The 19,981-nt window shown below is 35.3% G+C and carries 13 protein-coding genes; all 13 read right to left on the bottom strand.

Annotated elements, in window-relative coordinates; translation table 11 throughout:
• Positions 1-258: 258 nt before the first annotated feature.
• The 13 genes from VIHSUH07_RS08490 to VIHSUH07_RS08555 all read right to left on the bottom strand — a co-directional run bounded on the left by VIHSUH07_RS08490 (position 259) and on the right by VIHSUH07_RS08555 (position 19,913).
• Entirely contained in the window at positions 259-7,284 is a 7,026-nt protein-coding gene (locus tag VIHSUH07_RS08490; protein WP_105084614.1) for an ESPR-type extended signal peptide-containing protein, read from the bottom strand.
• A gap of 361 nt (positions 7,285-7,645) precedes the next feature.
• On the bottom strand, positions 7,646-7,966 hold the full coding sequence (locus VIHSUH07_RS08495; RefSeq protein ID WP_105084615.1) for a thioredoxin family protein: 321 nt from the start codon (positions 7,964-7,966) through the stop codon (positions 7,646-7,648).
• 9 nt (positions 7,967-7,975) lie between these two features.
• The gene (locus VIHSUH07_RS08500) at positions 7,976-8,350 is read right to left on the bottom strand and encodes a CoA-binding protein (protein WP_105084616.1); all 375 of its coding nucleotides are present in this window, start codon (positions 8,348-8,350) and stop codon (positions 7,976-7,978) included.
• Between the two features lie 53 nt (positions 8,351-8,403).
• Positions 8,404-9,351 carry a tRNA glutamyl-Q(34) synthetase GluQRS gene (gene gluQRS / locus VIHSUH07_RS08505; RefSeq protein ID WP_105084617.1) on the bottom strand — a complete coding sequence of 316 codons (948 nt, stop codon included), beginning with the start codon at positions 9,349-9,351 and terminating at the stop codon, positions 8,404-8,406.
• 100 nt (positions 9,352-9,451) lie between these two features.
• Positions 9,452-12,358: an insulinase family protein gene (locus VIHSUH07_RS08510; protein ID WP_105084618.1), complete on the bottom strand. Its 2,907-nt coding sequence runs from the start codon at positions 12,356-12,358 to the stop codon at positions 9,452-9,454.
• Between the two features lie 225 nt (positions 12,359-12,583).
• Complete coding sequence (locus VIHSUH07_RS08515) at positions 12,584-12,898, bottom strand: hypothetical protein (RefSeq protein ID WP_105084619.1); 315 nt, start codon at positions 12,896-12,898, stop codon at positions 12,584-12,586.
• Positions 12,899-12,906: 8 nt separating this feature from the next.
• Positions 12,907-14,136 carry an aspartate kinase gene (locus VIHSUH07_RS08520; RefSeq protein WP_105084620.1) on the bottom strand — a complete coding sequence of 410 codons (1,230 nt, stop codon included), beginning with the start codon at positions 14,134-14,136 and terminating at the stop codon, positions 12,907-12,909.
• A 233-nt stretch (positions 14,137-14,369) separates the two neighbouring features.
• Positions 14,370-14,759 carry a class II SORL domain-containing protein gene (locus VIHSUH07_RS08525; protein ID WP_105084621.1) on the bottom strand — a complete coding sequence of 130 codons (390 nt, stop codon included), beginning with the start codon at positions 14,757-14,759 and terminating at the stop codon, positions 14,370-14,372.
• Positions 14,760-15,096: 337 nt separating this feature from the next.
• Complete coding sequence (gene cobO / locus VIHSUH07_RS08535) at positions 15,097-15,639, bottom strand: cob(I)yrinic acid a,c-diamide adenosyltransferase (RefSeq protein ID WP_105084623.1); 543 nt, start codon at positions 15,637-15,639, stop codon at positions 15,097-15,099.
• 82 nt (positions 15,640-15,721) lie between these two features.
• Positions 15,722-17,095, bottom strand: coding sequence for a cobyrinate a,c-diamide synthase (locus VIHSUH07_RS08540; protein ID WP_105084624.1), 1,374 nt, complete (start codon positions 17,093-17,095; stop codon positions 15,722-15,724).
• Positions 17,096-17,166: 71 nt separating this feature from the next.
• Positions 17,167-17,874 carry a precorrin-2 C(20)-methyltransferase gene (gene cobI / locus VIHSUH07_RS08545; RefSeq protein ID WP_005376046.1) on the bottom strand — a complete coding sequence of 236 codons (708 nt, stop codon included), beginning with the start codon at positions 17,872-17,874 and terminating at the stop codon, positions 17,167-17,169.
• A gap of 93 nt (positions 17,875-17,967) precedes the next feature.
• The gene (locus VIHSUH07_RS08550; RefSeq protein WP_105084625.1) at positions 17,968-18,822 is read right to left on the bottom strand and encodes a sirohydrochlorin cobaltochelatase; all 855 of its coding nucleotides are present in this window, start codon (positions 18,820-18,822) and stop codon (positions 17,968-17,970) included.
• Positions 18,823-19,031: 209 nt separating this feature from the next.
• Positions 19,032-19,913: a sirohydrochlorin cobaltochelatase gene (locus tag VIHSUH07_RS08555; RefSeq protein ID WP_105084626.1), complete on the bottom strand. Its 882-nt coding sequence runs from the start codon at positions 19,911-19,913 to the stop codon at positions 19,032-19,034.
• Positions 19,914-19,981 lie beyond the last annotated feature (68 nt).

Below are 19,981 nucleotides of genomic sequence, written 5' to 3' on the forward strand. Positions count from 1 at the left end.
GAAATTATGAATTTTTCTTCATTTTTTGTTATTTTTCATCGTTTATCTCTATTTTTCGCAAATGTATGTTCGCTTTTATATGGTTATTTTTATCATTTTCACCATATATGTACCACCATTCACCACCAGCTATACACATTTACCACATAATTAAAACTTCAAAATCAAGCCAAAAGAAAACCGCGTAGCACGATGTACTACGCGGTTATACATACCTTAGATAGACAGGTATTCAGTGCCTACCTTATGGGAGGTACCTTATTTAGTTGTTTTTTTAGCTACTTGAGGATTAGCGGCTAATACTTTTTCAAGCACTTCTTTAATTTCTTTATTTTGTGCTTCTAAGCTAGCAACCTTATCTTCAAGAACTTTTACAGTTGCAGGAGATGCAGGTTTGGAAGGTGCTGTAGGAGCAGAGCCAATACCAATAGTTACACCAGCATTTGCCATTACACCATTATCACCATCATACGCTGCACCAGCATGGAATAACAAATCAGGATTTGCATAATGAGCAACACCTAATGCAGTTGCTGTTTTACCTTTGTATGTACCAACAGCTGCCATGATTTGAGCCTTTTGGCCTTCATGGTATTCAATAGGTTTCAATGCTGCCAATGCGGCTGCAGATGCACCTACTGTTTTAACTTCGCGTTCTACACTGCTAATGCGACGGGAGTTATCTTGAATTTGTGCTGTATGTTGTTCAATAGTTTCATGATCTTGAATTGTTAATGCACTTGCACGCAAGCTGTAATTTGCAGCTTCAGCTAATGTACTAATATCTGCAGTATTCTTGTTAACTTGTAAGCCCATTACATTGATACGTTCATTGTTTTCCAATGCAATCGCACCTACTGCCTTAGCTAATTTAGTATTGTCGTTAACTTGATTTGTTACAGTAGCAATACTTTGTGTATTTGTATTAACTTGGCTAGATACTTCTGTTACACGGTTATTAACAGCATTAATATTAGAAGCATTTGCTTTCACAGATTCAGTAATACCAACAATAGCATTTGCATTAGTTGTTACACGGCTATCAATGTTTTTAATATTTTCTGTATTCACGCTAATATTCTTAGCATTTACATTGATATTATTGATATTCGTATTAACTTGATTAGATACTTTAGCAATGTTAGTCGTATTTGTTGTTACTTGATTATTTACTTTTGTAATATTGTTTGTATTTTCAATAACGGATGCATTGATAGTCGCAATATTATTAGTATTTTTGTTAACTTGAGCAGATACACTATTAATTGCTGCAGTATGTTCATCAACCTTGTTGATTACTTTTTGAACTGTTACGTTAGTATTTTGAATTGCTTCTGCATTTTGTTTGATAGCAGCTTTGTTAATATTGATATTTTCAGTATTGTGTTTAATCTTATCAGTATTAACTTCTACTTGGCTTTGAACATTTTTAATGCGTTCTTCGTTAGCATTAGCTTTGATTGTGTTCGCATTAACTTGTTCTTTTACCTTAGATACATCAGCGCTTACATTTTGCAAATCTTTGATTGCTTGTGTATTTTTGCCAACTTGATCTTTCAAGCCAGATACATCCGATTGGATGCCGTTGATAATCTTAATATTGTTTTCAACCTTAGCATTCACATTTGTTACATCAGATTTAATGCTAGTTACATCAGATTTGATGCTTGTTACATCATTCGTAATATTTGTAACTTGATTATTGATGGTCTTCACATCATTTTTGATGTTTTCAACATTGTTGTTCACAATATTAATCTTCGCATCAACCTTCGCATTAATGTTTGTAATATCATTCTTCACGATAGTTACATCAGCTTTGATATTGTTAACATTCTTTTCAACATTTACTACATTAGCTTTAATGTTGTTAATGTTGGAAGTATTGTTTTGAATATTTACAGTATTAGCATTGATGACACTATTTTGAGCTTTAATGTTGTTTGTGATGTTTTCAACTTTCTTTTCAACATTAACGATTGTAGTGTTGCCTTTACCTACTTGACCTTTCAAGGATTCAATAGCTTTCGCATTAGAATCAACTTTACCGTTCAAGTTACCAATAGCTGCTGCATTTGCATCGATACGAGTGGAGTTAGCGTTTACCTTAGCAGAAACCTCTGCAATATTTGCTGTGTTACCTGCTACTTGTTTAGATACACTAGCAATAGCGTTTGTATTATTAGTTACGTCAGTACGTATTGCTTTAATATCTGCTGCATTCACATCAACTTTACTATTAATATTAGCTACATTATTTTGAATAGCTGTAATAGATTTACTATTGTTTTCAATAGCTTTTGTATTAGCATCAACTTTTACATTTACATTATTGATCTTGCTATCGATATTTTTATTATTTTCAATAATCTTAGCATCGATATTTTGATCAACTTTGTTAATGATAGTTGTATTGTTGTTGTTAATTGCAGTTTCAATATTCTTATTGATTACTGTATTGTTATTATTGATAGCAGTCTCAATATTCTTGTTGATTACTGTGTTGTTATTAGAAATTGCGGTGTTGATATCGTTTCTAATCACTGTATTATTTGCTTCAATTTTAGTATTGATTGTATTTTCTACATTTGTGATTGTTGTACCAATTTTACCATTCAATTTCTTAATAGCATCTTCATTAGCAGAGATACGTTCAGAATGTTGAATAATGTTACCATCAATGTAATCAAGACGTTGATCATGACGATCTACGCGAGCTTTAAGGCCAGATACATCACCTTTAACGCCATCAATCTTAACATTTACATCGCCAATCTTAGTATTGATTGTGTTGTTAATTTGTTTGTTGTTTTCATTGATTTTTACATCAATATTTTTATCAACCTTGTTAAGAATTGTAGTATTATTTTCAGTAATCTTATTATCGATAGACTTATTAATAACTACATTATTTTCATTAATTTTGTTAGTAATAGTATTTTCGATATTTGTGATTTGAGTACCAATATGACCTTTTAATTCATCAATAGCTTTAGTATTGGATTTCACACCATCTTCTACAACACTGATACGTGTAGAATTATCTGCGATGTTATCTTGTAAGTAATCCAAACGTTGATCATGATGATCTACGCGATTTTTAAGACCTGCTACATCACCTTTAACACCATCAACTTTTACATTGATATTATTGATATCACCTTTAATGCCGTCTACCTTAACATTTGTTTCGTTGATGCGTTTACTGTTATCTACAATAGCTTGTGCATTTACAGCGATGTTCTTAGTATTGTTTGTGATGTTAGTAGTGTTATTTTCTACCTTACCATTGATATTAGTGATTTGAGTTTTAATATCGTTAATAACTGTAGAGGATTGACCTACTTTGCCTTTCAATTCATCAATAGCTTTAGCGTTGATATTGATATTCTTAGTGTTGTTTTCAATAGCTACCTTGTTATCACCGATAAACTTACGGTTTTCAAGGGCAATTGTACCAGCTACATTAACATCTTTTGTATTTTGATCTACCCGTTTAATTAAGCCATCTACATCACCTTTAATACCATCAACTTTTACATTGATGTTATTAATATCACCTTTAATGCCATCCACTTTAACATTTACGTTGTTAATAGCTGTTGTATTAGCATCTACTTTAACGTTTGTTTCGTTGATACGTTTGCTATTATCTACGATAGCTTGTGCATTAACAGCGATATTCTTAGTATTGTTCGCAATGTTAGTAGTGTTATTTTCTACCTTAACATTTGTTTCGTTGATGCGTTTGCTATTATCCACGATAGCTTGTGCATTAACAGCGATGTTCTTAGTATTGTTTGTGATATTAGTAGTGTTATTGTCTACCTTACCATTAATATTAGTGATTTGGTTTTTAATATCGTTGATAACAGTAGAGGATTGACCTACTTGACCTTTCAATTCATCGATAGCTTTAGCATTGATATTGATATTCTTAGTATTGTTTGCAATGTTAGTAGTATTAACCTTTACATTATCTTCAACAGCACTAATGCGTGTAGAGTTATCTACAATATTGCCTTCTAAGTAATCTAAACGTTGATCATGACGATCTACGCGACCTTTAAGGCCATCCAAGTCGCCTTTAAGACCATTTAAATCACCTTTAACGCCATCAATCTTAACGTTCACTTCACCAATCTTAGTATTGATTGTGTTGTTGATTTGTTTGTTATTTTCATTGATTTTTACATCGATGTTCTTATCAACCTTATTAAGGATTGTTGTGTTATTTTCATTGATTTTAACGTCGATATTTTTATCAACTTTATTAAGAATTGTAGTATTGTTGTTAGTAATAGCAGTTTCAATATTATTATTGATTACTGTATTGTTATTATTGATTGCTGTTTCGATGTTCTTATTGATAACAGTGTTGTTATTAGTGATTGCAGTATTGATATCATTTCTAATCACTGTATTGTTAGCTTCAATCTTAGCATTGATTGTATTTTCTACATTAGTGATTGTAGTACCAATTTGGCCTTTCAATTTCTTGATATCATCTTCGTTAGCACTAATACGTGTAGAGTTATCTACAATATTGCCTTGCAAGTAGTCTAAACGTTCGTCATGACGATCTACACGTTTAGTAAGACCATCTACATCACCTTTAACGCCATCGACACGGACATTAACATTATTGATTGCTGTTGTATTAGCATCAATTTTCTTGTTAACATCAACGATATTAGCATCGATTTTCTTGCTCAAGTCGATAACATTGTTATCAATCTTAGTATTGATTTCGTTAACCTTGTTATCAATGTTTGTATTGATTTCAGTTACTTTATTATCAATCTTAGTATTGATTTCATTAACTTTATTATCTACCTTTGTATTGATAGTTACATCGTTCTTATCAATCTTAGCATTAATTTCGTTAACCTTGTTATCAATCTTAGTATTGATTTCGTTTACTTTATTATCAATTTTTGTATTGATAACATTTACATTATTATCGATTTTCTTGTTAATAATATTTACATTATTATCAATATTTGCATTGATTTCAGTTACTTTATTATCAATTTTTTGATCAATAGCAATTACTTTGTTATCAATCTTAGTGTTGATTTCTGTAACCTTATTATCAATCTTAGTATTGATTTCATTAACTTTGTTATCTACTTTTGTATTGATAGCGATGTCGTTTTGATCAATCTTTTTATTGATGTTTGTAATATCGTTTTTAATATTGTTGATATCTACTTGAACATTACCAATATTTTGACCAACTTTGCCTTTCAAATCAGCAATGTCTTTAGTATTGATATTTACTTGATTTGTAGTATTGCTTAAATCAGTCTTAACATTTTTAACATCATTTTCTACAGCTTGCAAACGTTCTTGATGGTCACCAAGAGCATCAAGAAGATAATTGATACGAGTTTTTGTATATTGTTGATTATTATTAACTGTATTCGTCAAGTTTGTAATAGCCGTCGCATTTTTATTAATGTTTGTAGTATTATTTGTAATATTCACTTCATTAACAGCAATGCGTTTACTATTATCTACTATTTTTGCTGTATTACCATCAACCTTTGTATTTACATTGTTAATTGTAGTGTTGACATTATTAATCTTAGCATCAACATCAGCATTCACTTTATTGATAATAGTTGTGTTATTAGCATTAATTTCATTTTTAATTGTCTTATTAATTTCAACATTATTTTGTTTAATGCTATTGTCGATATTAGCGTTAATAATTGTGTTGTTAGCGTTAATTTTATTATCAATGTTAGTGTTTACTGTATTGATAATATTGGTTTTACTATTATCAATTTTAACGTCTACATCTTTATTAATTTGATTGATAATTTTAGTGTTGTTTTCAATAATCTTATTATCAATTGTTGTGTTGATGTTGTTGATAGTAGTACCAACTTTACCTTTCAACTCTTCGATAGCTTTTTTATTATCATTGATGTCTTTTTTGTTATCGCCGATAAGTTTGCGGTTTTCTATCGCAATGGTATTGTTGAAAGTAATATTTTTAGTGTTTTCGTTAACTTGTTTAGACAAGTCAGCAATAGACTTGCTGTTATTGTTAACGTTAACAGTCAAGTTGTTGATAGCTTTGCTATTAGCATCGACCTTAACATCTACCTTGTTAATATTCGCTTGCAATTCATTTTTAACATTAGCGATATTTTGATCGATTTTTACGTTATTTTCATTGATCTTATTAACAATGGTTTTGTTAATTTCAACATTATTAGCTTCAATGCTATTTTTGATATTATTGTTAATAACAGTGTTATTAGCATTAATTTCATTCTTAATAGTCTTATTGATTTCTACATTATTAGCATTGATTTCGTTTTTAATGTTGTTATTAATAACTGTATTGTTGTTTTGAATACTTTCATTAATAGTTTTGTTCACTGTATTGATGATAGAAGTATTATTCTTTTCAATTTTTGCATCAATATTTTGGTCTACTTTATTAATGATTGTTGTATTGTTATTTTCAATCTTAGCATCAATATTTTGATTTACTTGATTAATAATTGTTGTATTGTTATTTTCAATCTTATTATTAATCGTTTTATCAATATTTTGATTTACTTGATTGATAATAGTAGTGTTATTATTTTGAATTTCTTTTTTGATGTTGTTATTTACTTGATTAATAATATTCTTATTATTTTCTTCAATTTTAACATCAATCTTTGCGTTTACAGTATTATTTACTTGATTAATAACATTGTTTGTAACATTGTTGATAACATTTTTAGTTACATTATTTGTAACTTTGTTTTCAATATTTTTCACACTGTTATTAAGTGTATCAACTTTTATATTAAGATTATTAATAGCTAATGAATTTTTGGATACTTTATCAGCTAAACAATAGAATTTACTATTAAGGCAGTTAACATTACCTTTCAATACGCTAATATTGTAAGTATTTTGGTTAACTTGATTTTTAATATTAGTTAAATCAACAATAACCTTACCAGAGCCTTGTTTTTGAGATTGTTGGCCCCATTGTTGTTGATCTTGTTGATCTTGTTGATGTAAATCAATTGGTTGTTGTTCAACTGCTTGACTACCTTGGCCAGGTGTTAACCATTTTTGACTACCAATAAGATCAGTTCTATACCAATCTGCAGGTGTGGATGCAGAAGCAATGCCTCCACCCAAACTGGCACTTAACAAAATAGCTGCTACAATTGTAGTAGCCGTTTTTTGATGCGACTTAGCCAACTCAGATGTTACTACATATGCGTTCTTAGTCGCACTCCATACTACTTTGAATACCTTATTCATATTAAGTTCCCTCCCAACTTATGCGGCTCTCACCCCGCACAGATGAAATAAATGAAAAATACCGGAATATACTTCACTAAATATTCACAATATCTAATTAAATACTAGCACAAGATATTTTAAAATTAAAGCGTTTTTTTAATAAGTTAAACTTATGCTTCATATTTTACTCATGCTTTTACACATCATAAATCATGAAAACGCCTTATTTATCAATTTTTTCCGATATAGAAATATTCCTCTTCATTTTATATTTAATTTATAGTTTTACTTGTATTTTTATTTGAACAGATAAAAAAGGCCTATTAATGTATATGTATACATTAATAGGCCTTATATATTTTAGTATATATTAATCTAATTAGAATTTAGATTCGATAGCGCCTTGTAAATCACCTTTTGGCAAGAAACCAATTTTACGATCTACTACTTCGCCATCTTTCAAAATTACAAATGTAGGTAATACTTCTACTTGTAAATCACGAGCCAAGCTTGGTTCTTCATCAGCATTTACTTTTACAAAGTTTGCTTTACCTTCTAATTCACCAGCAATTTCTTCGATAACTGGCATCATGCGTACACAATAGCCACACCATGGTGCCCAGAAATCAATAACTGTTACGCCACCTTTATTAAGAAGATCTTGATATTCTGCTGTTTTTAACTCTTTTAATTCGCTCATTATTTCCTCCTAAGGCAATTGAACTAATACACAATCTTGAATGTAATCCAAACCTACCTCTTGAGCCTTAGCCAAGACTGTGGGTTTATCCGCACCTGGTTGTAACCAGATCATCTTAATGCCCAACTGTTTACATTCATCAATTGCTGCAAGCCCTGCTGCTTCTGGTACTACAAAATCAACAACGCTAGGAACAACTGGCAACGCAGATAGACTCGGATAACAAGTATCACCATCGATACTCGTTACATTTGGATTAACCGGATAGACTTCATATCCATGCTCTTTTAAGCACTTATAAATCTTATACCCAAACTTATCGGTTTTATGAGTGGCACCTATTACAGCCCAAACTTTTTCAGCTAACGCATCTTTAATAGTCATTCTTACCACCTCTTATATACTATTATATATTAATATCGAAAACTGTCAATATATTATATCGATTTTTTTAAAACAATATGTTCACAACGTAATTCTTCAGTTCGCGCTGTATATGTTAGTAATGATTTTAAGGAGATGCTTGGTGCATCACGTTTAGGTATAAATCCTGCTAATACGGCTAATTCACCTAAAATACGCTCTGCTGACCATCCGTTATCTCTCAATTCTTTTACAGTTATACTTTTCTGCCGTTTTGAAAGCCTATGTCCGTCATTATCAATGAGCAGCGGTGCATGGCCATAGCATGGTGGCTCAGCCTGTAACATACTATATAAATACATTTGTTGAGCCGTAGTTTCCAGTAAATCATGACCGCGAATGATTTCTGTAACCCCCATGGATATATCATCTAGAACGACCGCTAAATTATAGGCATACATCCCATCTCCACGGCGCAGCACAAAATCATCAACACCTTGACGCAGTACAAAATGCTGTGGACCTTGGTATATATCGTTGAACTCCATAGTAGAATCATTTACCTTAATACGCATAGACGGATTCTTTTCAAGTCTCTTTAGCTGTACAGTAGCACTATCCAAATTACGACAATGCCCGTCATAATGATGAACGACTTCACCTCGATGAGGTGCGGAAGCAATTGATTGTAAGCGAGTACGATTACAAAAGCAAGGATAGATTAAATCTGTATCTTCTAATCGTTGCAAAACCTCATCATACATTGGTAACCGTTCGCTTTGCCAGTATGATGGTTCTGGTCCACCCACACGAGGGCCCTCATCCCATTCAAAGCCAAGCCATTCTAAATCATCTAGCAAAGCCTCCCCTAAAGAGCGCTTGGATCGTTGTAAATCAATATCCTCCATGCGTACCACATAGGTACCATGCTGATTACGAGTAGATATATACGACAAAAGGGCGATCCACACATTCCCTAGGTGGATATACCCCGTTGGGCTAGGTGCGAATCGTCCTTTCATAAATAGTATCTCCTTATATGCACTCTAATAATATACTATTATATTAATACATTATTATATTAACACATGGTGAGGATAGCCTCAGTTTACAAACTATATATTAGCCAAGGGATACGATACTATCAAAGACACCAGCATCTTTAATTTTTTGTTCGTTACCCATGGAGCAAATATGATTATCCTGTAACACAGGTTCTACAACATCTGCAAGAGCTACGATATCTTCTGGCTTACAAGCAATGACTTGTTTTCTAAATGCTACTTTATCTTCAATATTGGCACCGCTGAAGTATAACCCCATGGCACGAGGGCCACGCAATGCAGGTGTCATCGGTAAATCAAGTCCACTCATAGTCCCGATAATATATTTACGCATTTCTCGGTCTGTTAATGTAAATTGACGTAAATATTCAGGCAATTCTTTATACACATTAAGTGTTTCCACAAGATTTGGATCTCGATAACTACAGAAAATCATATTGCCATCATCGTAGAAGTTAGCAAATGCGCCATAGGCCCCACCTTGTACGCGAATGCGAATCCATAAGTATTCATAACGCAAGATCGTTTCTAATACGCTCATAGCACCAACATGAGTAAATCCATGATCGATGAAATTACCACCTTGCGCCACATATTGAACCTTACCAGCTGTGACAATACCTTCATTCTTTGTAGTATGTTCTATCGTTAATACATTGTTTGGCAATTCTTCTGCCTTCCAAGTACTGAGTAATGGTTCCATCAACTCTGTAAATGGTGCTAATTCTTGTTCTTCACCAACGAACATGATTTCTACATTGTTAGAACGGAAAATCTTACGAGCTACATCGGCCAATTTTTCTGGCAATAATGGTAAAGCAGCTGGATTAGTTGCTAACTCACTAATTTTTTGATAATAGCCTAAATTACCATCATCACGGAATTTACCAACCTTCGATACCTTAGCCATTACACGTTGACTAACGATGGTATTCCCTCTACGGAACGCCTCATTATCCCAAATAGCTTTGCCTTCTTGTACAAGTTCTGTTAAACGCGTTACGTCGGTGTATTGAGCATCGTGAATAACTTCATTTACGATATTACACAATTCAGGTAATTTAGCATGCAATACCTTACTACGTACAACCATGAGCGGTACGAACTCATCCCGTTTACCTGCTTTACTAATGCCTGTAATATCAGCACTCAAACCACCAAGATTTAGATTGATTAACTTTGCCAAATCTTCATAAGAACGTTTGGATGTATCTACACGGCCGATGATATCACTTAAGATATCCGCATAGAATAATTCATCTTCAGTAAGGCAATCTAGTTTAAAATAGTAGGCCACATAGTTGATGCCCTTTGTGAAAGTCGGAACAAAATGAATTTTTGTATGGCCAATCATACTTTCACGACGCTCTACATCTTCCACGTCTGGACTTAAATCAGATAATTCTAAAAGTGGAATAGTTGCTAGCGCTTCTTCACTATCTGGTGTTTCTTGACGAAGTTTAAGACGTTTTGTTTGTTCTACGATAGCTTCTAGCTCATCTATCGACATAGAAGCTTTGATAGCTGCTAACTGTTCTTTAACCTCTGCATCCTTTTTATCTTGCAAGCCTTGTTCAGGATATAAGGATACGAGAGACTTATGATTATTATCCAATATAGAATGACGAACCAAGTCCTCAAAATAAGAACCTTGCAAACCTTTACGGATATTAGCTAATGCTTCTTCGTAGTGTAATAACTCAATTGGATCTTTGCCATATAGCCAATTATCCATCATTCGGATGACATATGCTAAACCGATTGGACGGCCCCCAAAGTCACTTTCACGAAGGGTAAACTCAATGCTATTAAGAGAAGCCTCTAACAATTCCTTGTCGATGCCATCCTTACACAATTGTTGTAATGTAGATTCAACAATTTCTTGTAATTGACCTTGTTTATCCATGTTAGAGCCGCTAGCTTGAACAACCCAAATTGGTTGACGGATGCTATCTAGGTAGTAACCAGATACATCAGAACCAATGCCTGCTTTCACCAACGCTTGTTTTAAAGGCGCTGCAGGAGATGTCAATAAAGCATGTGTTAACACCTCAAAAGCAAGGCTTTGTTCTGGTGTCACGTCTGGCAATACATAGGAGAAAGCATGTAACGTACGGTTATCCGTGCTTTCATCAGAACCCACACTATAAGGATACGTGATTACTTTACCCTCCTTAAACGGAGCCTGCTCAGTCACCTCAGTATCGATTTCAATAGCATCAAAATGACTCAAATATTCATCGTTAATAAAGCACAATTGTTCTTCAATATTCATTGTGCCATATAGGAAAATATAACTGTTGGATGGGTGATAATACACATCATAGAATTTTTTGAATTTTTCATAGGTCAAATCCGTAATATTATCTGGATTGCCACCGGAGTCTACGCCATATGTTGTATCAGGGAACAAAGAATGCATCAATTCGCGTTCTAATACGGAATCTGGAGAGGAGTAAACCCCTTTCATTTCATTAAATACAACGCCCTTATAGGTCAATTCATCATCAACAGAGTCGAGCTCATAATGCCAACCTTCTTGCATCATAATTTCTGAATCCTTTGCGGCACGTGGATAGAAAACAGCATCTAGGTATACATCCATTAAATTATGGAAATCCTTGTCATTCTTACTTGCCACAGGATACATCGTCTTATCCGGATAGGTCATGGCATTTAAAAATGTATTCAAGGAACCTTTTACAAGTTCTACAAATGGCTCTTTTAATGGGAATTTACGAGAACCGCAGAGCACGGAATGCTCCATGATATGAGCGACGCCTGTACTATCTTGAGGAGTCGTTCTAAAAGCAATATTAAATACTTTATTAGTGTCTGGTGAATCAATATAAATAAGACGAGCACCAGATTTTTCATGTCTCATTTCATAGGCTGTGCCATTGATTTCATCAATACGTTCTATGCGATCAAGGCGAAAACCAGAATATATTTTATTCAGTTCCATAGATACCCTTCTTTCTAATTTGTTTATAATGTATATATATATGTAAAATCTTAATCTATTATTGACTATCTATTATACCACATTACGGAGATTTACACGAATTTTCAAGAATTATTATCAAATTACAAAGATTATCTATAACTTATTCTTATTCATGAGATATAAATGACGCATCTATTGTAAAAATAAATCAGGACACCCATATAGGAGTGTCCTGATTTATTATTAACCTTGTTTAATTTGCCATTTTTGGTTGCGTCGACTTGTCAAAAGACCTTCGAGGACAACCTCAAATTGGCGAAAACTTAATGTATAGGGAGCATACATATCTGGTACTACCTTATAAGATATGGTCACTTCTGATGCATCATAATTATAAAATATACCATGTAAATTGCTCACCGTTGTATAGCCTGTCTGTGCTTGCTCTAATGTGGGGATAGGTTGTGTTTTTAAATTCGCCAACAAATCGCTAATAAAACCTTCCTTACGCCCCTGATCATCGAGCATTTCGTCCATAAATGTACGTAGACTATCCATCGTGTATATTAGCCTCGTTCGTTTAACAAAAGACCATTATGAATAACGCGTACAGCATCTTTTACGCGGTTTTGTGCAACCAAGCAAGAAATACTGATTTCAGAAGTACTGATGATTTCAATATTAATACCTTCTTGGCTAAGGATGTCAAACATTTGAGCTGCTACACCTGGTTGACCCAACATGCCAGCACCAATGATAGATACTTTTGCCATGTTTTCATCAATGTTTACAGCTTCAATATCAACAGTTTGTTGCAATTCGCTTAACACTTCACGTGCCAATACTACATCATCAAGAGCAATTGTGAAGATAAGGTCTGTCTTAGGTTCACCTACAGAGCGAATAGATTGAACAATCATATCCACATCTACGTTTTTTGCTGCTAAAGCTTTAAATACCTTTGCCGCAACGCCTGGTTTATTTTCAACGCCCACAAGAGCTACTTTTGCTGTATTTGTATCATCGGCTACGCCTGTAATTACGTGTTTGTTAGATTCCACGGTATAATCCTCCCGAATAATTGTGCCTGTATTATTACTGAATGTAGAACGAACATGAATTGGTACACCATAACGGAAGCCCATTTCAACAGCGCGTGGTTGCATTACACCTGCACCTAAGCGTGCCATTTCAAGCATTTCGCCATACGTAACTTCTTCTAGTTTGAAAGCTTCCTTTGCTACGCGAGGGTCAGTAGAATATACACCTTCTACATCTGTAAAGATTTCACATACATCAGCTTTCATAGCACCTGCTAATGCAACAGCAGTTGTATCGGAACCACCACGGCCCAATGTTACCATGTCACCGTACTCTGTAATGCCTTGGAAGCCTGCAACAACAACGATATTGCCTGCATCTAATGCTTCAAATACACGGTTAGGATCAACACCTAAAATACGTCCCTTATTAAAGTTGTCACTACTTGTAATACCTGCTTGATCACCGGTTAAAGAAACAGCCTTTTGACCACGTTCATTAAACGCCATAGCCATCAATGCAATTGTTACTTGTTCACCAGTAGATAACAAACGGTCCATTTCACGACCATATGGTTTAGATGTTACTTGTTTTGCCAAAGCTACCAAGTCATCTGTTGTATCGCCCATAGCAGATACAACTATTACAATGCGATCGTCCTCATTCTTTTCATGAAGGACACGATCAACAATATTAAATATTTTTTCAGGTGTTGCAACAGAACTGCCACCAAACTTTTTGACGATTAATGCCACTATTATCCCTCATTTATCATTGTACTAAAAAATAACATGCATATACTTTACCACAAAACAAACCGCACTGTAAAGGTATACACGGGTATTTTTCCACTATAAAAAAACAAATTTCTTTTTATAGCGGACATACATTGTGTTTATAATCAATAGTTAATGTTCGTAACGTGTCATACTCTCCATACAAAAAAGACCAGCCCTAAGGCTGGCCTTTTACAGTCAAATACAATCTATTATTCAACTACGATAGCTTTTTCAGATTCCCATAAACCATGGATGTTGCAGTAAGAAACAGCAATCAATTTACCAGATTTATTCAAGGATACTGCCAATGTACCTGCGGAAACTGCATGTACAGGACCTTCGTTTGCTGTTGCACCATCACCATGTACGTTGAAGGATAATTCACCAACTTCGTAAGGCAATTGAGTGCCTTCAGCTACGAAGTACAATTTAATCCATTCAATGTGATGTTCTACAGTGTTTGGATGAGCAATGTCTTTACCAACGGATAATTTTACGTCGAATGCTTCACCAGCTTTTACTGTGTCAGCAGCTTCGATAACAGGAACGTGTTTTTCAGTAGCGAAATCGCCAGATTTAATGTAATCATGTACAGCCATAGTTAACCTCCTGGTTATAGTTATATACATACTTAATGTCTAAGAATATTAGCACCTTGTGCTTATGACTATATTATACATTTTCGATATAGTTTAATCAAGGACTTTTTCGAAAATTTTCTATTTATTTGTAAAGGGATGGCTGCTGTGGCTCCATCGGCCGGGTCTTCCTATCGGAAGGGCCAAAAGTCACCACAGCAGCCATCCCTTTACAGCACTCTAGAAAATTTTCGGAAAACTCCATGGTGAGAGGGAAATACCGGCCGGGTCTGTCCCTTCGGGGCAGGGCCAAAGTCGCCTCAATCCATCTGTAGGTCATTGGCTTCGCCTCGACCTATTAAAACTCTATTCCTTTTGCTGCTTTTATGCCTTTTTCGTAAGCGTGTTTTACTACGTTCATTTCAGTCACTGTATCAGCGATGTCGATGATTTCAGGTTTTGCATAGCGACCTGTTAGGATGACATGTAGTCGCTCTGGTTTTTGTTTAAGCATGTCTACGACGGAGTTAACATCGATGAGTTCATAGTTAATGGCATTGTTGATTTCGTCCATAACGATGAGATCCCATTTGTCGGAGTTGACTTCTTCTACTAGTGTTTTCCACGCTTCTTGAGCTGCTGCTTTGTGTTTTTCTAGTTCTTCTACAGTAACTTTATCTCGATTGTAGTAAATAAAGCCTTTCCCCATGGATTTAATGGTAACCGCATCCCCCAGTTTTTTCAGGCCTTCTAGTTCACCGTATCCATTACCGCTTTTGATGAATTGTAGAATCAAAACTTTCAAGCCTTGTCCTACGGCGCGTAACACAACACCTAAAGCGGCTGTTGTCTTTCCTTTACCATTACCTGTATTTACGAGAATTAAACCACGTTCGCTCATTTCTATACTCCTATTATCTATGTCACACTATGTAGGGCTGCATCTATAGTTAATATAATAATTAAATACTAATATAATAAATTTATTTAGTATGACCAAAGGCTTCACACATATCTACAAAATGCTTAGCTCCTTCAAGAGAACCAGCAAAGTTAAGATGTAGATAGGATGCCAACACATTATCGGTAGCATACCCGCCATCATAGGACTGAGGTTTGCGGCCCCCTTCTAAGTGAAAGGCCCATGGGAATTCTTCAATGGTTGGTTCCATGGTGGAGAAATGGAATTCATGACCATGTAAAGCTGTTCCTGTATTGCCAAGTAATGTATTGCGTTTAGCCGTTGCCGTTACATATCCTACCTTTTGCAGTTTTTGTTGCATTACACAATTGGCAGGCACAACACCAACTGTATCAAACACATTACCATCAAAATCGTGAATATGTTCACAAAGGTACATAAGGCCACCACATTCAGCATAGATAGGCATACTACATTGATTAGCTTTACGGATTGATTCCTTCATGGCCGTATTTTCGGATAAAGCCTGCAAGAACATTTCAGGGAAACCACCGCCAAATACGAGGCCATCTACATCAGGAATAGCGCTATCTTTTAAAGGGCTAAAGTAAACTAGTTCAGCACCTTGTGCTTCAAGGGCAGACAAGCTGGCTGGGTAGTAGAACGAAAAGGCTTCATCATAGGCAACGCCAATTTTTGTTCGTTTTGTAACACCCTTGGTTATATCAATCGGTGCCGGCATAGGTGCTGCACTGGCCGCTACATTATAGAGTGCCTCTAAATCTACCATAGATTCTACAGCATGCTGAATCGTTGCAATTGCCTCTGTAGGGTCAACTTCTGTAACCGGTGTCAAACCAAGATGACGTTCAGGAGAGTGCATGCGATCATCACGGCGTATAGCCCCAATAACAGGAACTCCAATTTTTTCCATACCTTCACGAACCATGCGTTCATGGTTATCGGAACCTAAGCGATTTAAAATGACGCCTTTAAAATCCACATCCTTATCATACTCTCTAAAGCCCATGGCAATGGCTGCTGCACTTTCACCCATGGCCTTACAATCGATAACGAGCACAACAGGAGCACCTAATTGCTTAGCGATTTGAGCCGTACTGCTCACACCCTCTCGGCCACCATCATACAGCCCCATAACGCCTTCAATAATGGCCAGATCTGCATCGCCCGCCATGGATGAAAAAAATGTTGGCAATGTATCCGGTGGAACTAACCAAGAATCTAAATTATAACTTTCACGGCCCGATGCAATTTTATGAAAGCCCGGATCGATATAATCCGGGCCCACTTTAAAGGATTGCACCCCATGGCCACTTGCTCGATACGCTGCGAGAAGGCCCGCAACAATAGTCGTTTTGCCGACACCGGAATTGGTACCAGCTATAACAACACGTGGAATGGGTACAGTATTCATATGTATTACCTCTTATTAATACTATCTATACGGCTTTCACTAAAAGCATTCAGATATCAGAGTATAGTCAATTAACGATCTTTACGTTTTGCCAAAATTGTGGACAAATAGTTTAATTTCTTGTCCTTAGGCATATTATCAAGACCTACGAAAACTTGTTCATCAGGCAAGCCAACGCGAGAAATCATAACCGCGTCGTCAGCCATATTGTGTTTCAACAATACTTCTTGCACTTCATCAAAGTTTTTATACACCTTCATGATAACTGCATCATCAGCAACAGCCATAACAGCATCAATTTTTTCCTTAGGTGCAGTGGCTGGAACGATAGCCAAAACCTCTTCTTTTTCTACGATTGGATAGCCAAGATGGGAACCAATGGCACAGAATGCAGTGATACCAGGAATTGTTTCGATTTCAAATCCAGTATTTTCAATCAAACGATATACATACATATATGTACTATAGAACATTGGATCGCCAAGTGTTAAGAAAACAACATTTTTCCCTTGCTCTAAATACGATACGATAACGCGCTTAGCTTCTTCCCAACCTTCTTGTTGTGTAGCATCATCGAGTACCATTGGGAATACAACTGGTACAATTTCAGTATGTTCTTGAATATATGGTTTCGCAATATTAAGGGCTACAGAACCATCTTTCTTCTCTGTTTTAGGTGTAATGATAACGTCCGCTTCGCCTACGATACGCGCAGCTTTCACAGTCATTAATTCAGAGTCCCCAGGACCAACACCTATGCCATATAATTTACCTTTCATGATGATTCTCCTATTCTATATTTCAATATGATTAACATTACTATTATACCTAATTAATTAAATATATTCAAAATTTTTTGTGAAAGCCGATGCTTATTTCACATTCGGAATCGCCGGTCTATGGCTGCTACGTTTACCATATATATCATCGATACAATCTTGAATATGTTGGCAATAAATATCTTGGATTTCTGTATATTCACCGAGGGCATGATGCATTTCTTCTACTTCATAACCGGCCTCTTTCAATACATTAACTACACTATCCTCTTCATCGCCAAATAAATCATTCAGTGCATGATCACCAAGTACGAGGAGCAATGGGTGTACATAAATCTTATTAGGTTTCTTGCCATCAAGCCATTCCCAAGGTACTGCTACATCCTCTACGTAAGGGGCATTTTCCAAGGTGGCTACACGAACATGACCAAGACCGCTGCGAATTAATTGGTATTGCAAATAACCATACGCAGAATTACCAGATCCTAAACCACCATGACCGACTAATAATAAACCATCATTGTCTCTAATAGCCAAAGATTTAACAAATGCATCGATTAAAATCTGATAATCATTTGGGTGTTCCTCTTGGCCCATATAGTATACCAATGGTCTGCCAACACGCAATGTATTAAGTTCGTGTGCCCGTTCATGATTTAGAATATTGTGTTTCAACTTATCAAACTCTTCACCACCAGTGAAGTGCAATGGTTGTACATAAATATCTGTATATCCTTCACCAATGAGAGCATCTAATGCGCCTTGCTCTGTAGAAATTTCAATACCACGGTCGCGCAAACGCTTTACGATGATACGCGATGAAAAGGCTAAGCGCACTTCATAATCTGAATATGTCTCTTTAATACGATTTACAACGGCATCGATTTGATGTTCACGAGCGGAATCAACTGTTGAGCCAAAGGCCACTACTAATATAGCTTGTTTCATAACGGTCTCCTTATTAAATATAATTCATTATTCATCATACCACACGCATTACTATAGTTGGATACCATACCCCGTATAAAGGTAATATTATAATTAACTTTCATACCCTTATAGATGCATAGCAAAAAGCATCCGCCCCTAAAGGTGGATGCTTTTTGAAGATAGTGTGTATTTATGAGAGAGTTTATATACAACCTTACCAGAAGCAATTAGGAAATCATTCCTTGTGCTTCTATGCGGGAAGGTCGGATAACAGTTTGATATGATTCGCGTTGAGAGCTACGTTTTCTGTCAGACATACGAATCGCTTGACCTAAATGTTTCAAGAATAAATCTTGTACATATGGGTTTTCACCAAGGCCTTCATTCCAGATATCTACATTGTACCCTTGTTCTGTTAAAAGTGCATAAATAGAATCGGAACGATCACCGCCAAGGTAATCCATTAAATGAGTGGAGCCAATCAAAGCCAATGGTACAACGAGTACATCTTTATGACCCATTCGATCTACCATCGTTAAGGCCTGCTTAAATGTAGGGAATCCGTTTGTAGTAAATACTGCTACATTAGGAGCAGAACCATACATGGCTTTCAATTGTAATGTAGAAAATTCCAATTGATTTTGACCATTTGCCATCAATAAAACGGATTTATTAAGAGATTTAGTATTGATATGACGCATGATACCATCTAATGTGGCTTCATAATCATCAGCATAATTTTTAACCCCTAACGATGTTAACAACGGTTTACCGATATTAACTTGAGAGAAATTATATTCACTACTATGTAAGAACTTAAGTGCTTGCTTACGCATTTGTTGATAGCATTGATCCGCTACGAGAGTAATCGGTTGAATATATACCTCATCAATTCCCTTGCGACTAAATTCTTGCATGACGTCGGTGAAAGAAGCAATCGTATCATCATATTTTTCATTCCACTTTTCCACTAATGCATCAGACAAAAATACGCGTCGTACCTCTACATCTCTGTATAAGGAACGAACTTTAGACTCTATAGTGCCAATGGATGTTTCCACTGCTTCTTTATAAATTGATCCAAAGGATGCAATGATTATACCTTTCATATGTGACCTCCATATACCCATATATATGAAATAATTTTCATAAATGAAAATTATTATCAACTACTATG

The sequence above is a fragment of the Veillonella sp. T34266-5 genome (assembly GCF_002959815.1).
Lineage (GTDB): Bacteria > Bacillota > Negativicutes > Veillonellales > Veillonellaceae > Veillonella > Veillonella atypica.

Bases quoted from the DNA above. Each gene is read 5' to 3' on its own strand.
- VIHSUH07_RS08490 (WP_105084614.1), bottom strand. From the start codon at position 7,284: ATGAATAAGGTATTCAAAGTAGTATGGAGTGCGACTAAGAACGCATAT.
- VIHSUH07_RS08495 (WP_105084615.1), bottom strand. From the start codon at position 7,966: ATGAGCGAATTAAAAGAGTTAAAAACAGCAGAATATCAAGATCTTCTT.
- VIHSUH07_RS08500 (WP_105084616.1), bottom strand. From the start codon at position 8,350: ATGACTATTAAAGATGCGTTAGCTGAAAAAGTTTGGGCTGTAATAGGT.
- gluQRS (WP_105084617.1), bottom strand. From the start codon at position 9,351: ATGAAAGGACGATTCGCACCTAGCCCAACGGGGTATATCCACCTAGGG.
- VIHSUH07_RS08510 (WP_105084618.1), bottom strand. From the start codon at position 12,358: ATGGAACTGAATAAAATATATTCTGGTTTTCGCCTTGATCGCATAGAA.
- VIHSUH07_RS08515 (WP_105084619.1), bottom strand. From the start codon at position 12,898: ATGGATAGTCTACGTACATTTATGGACGAAATGCTCGATGATCAGGGG.
- VIHSUH07_RS08525 (WP_105084621.1), bottom strand. From the start codon at position 14,759: ATGGCTGTACATGATTACATTAAATCTGGCGATTTCGCTACTGAAAAA.
- cobO (WP_105084623.1), bottom strand. From the start codon at position 15,639: ATGAGCGAACGTGGTTTAATTCTCGTAAATACAGGTAATGGTAAAGGA.
- VIHSUH07_RS08540 (WP_105084624.1), bottom strand. From the start codon at position 17,095: ATGAATACTGTACCCATTCCACGTGTTGTTATAGCTGGTACCAATTCC.
- cobI (WP_005376046.1), bottom strand. From the start codon at position 17,874: ATGAAAGGTAAATTATATGGCATAGGTGTTGGTCCTGGGGACTCTGAA.
- VIHSUH07_RS08550 (WP_105084625.1), bottom strand. From the start codon at position 18,822: ATGAAACAAGCTATATTAGTAGTGGCCTTTGGCTCAACAGTTGATTCC.
- VIHSUH07_RS08555 (WP_105084626.1), bottom strand. From the start codon at position 19,913: ATGAAAGGTATAATCATTGCATCCTTTGGATCAATTTATAAAGAAGCA.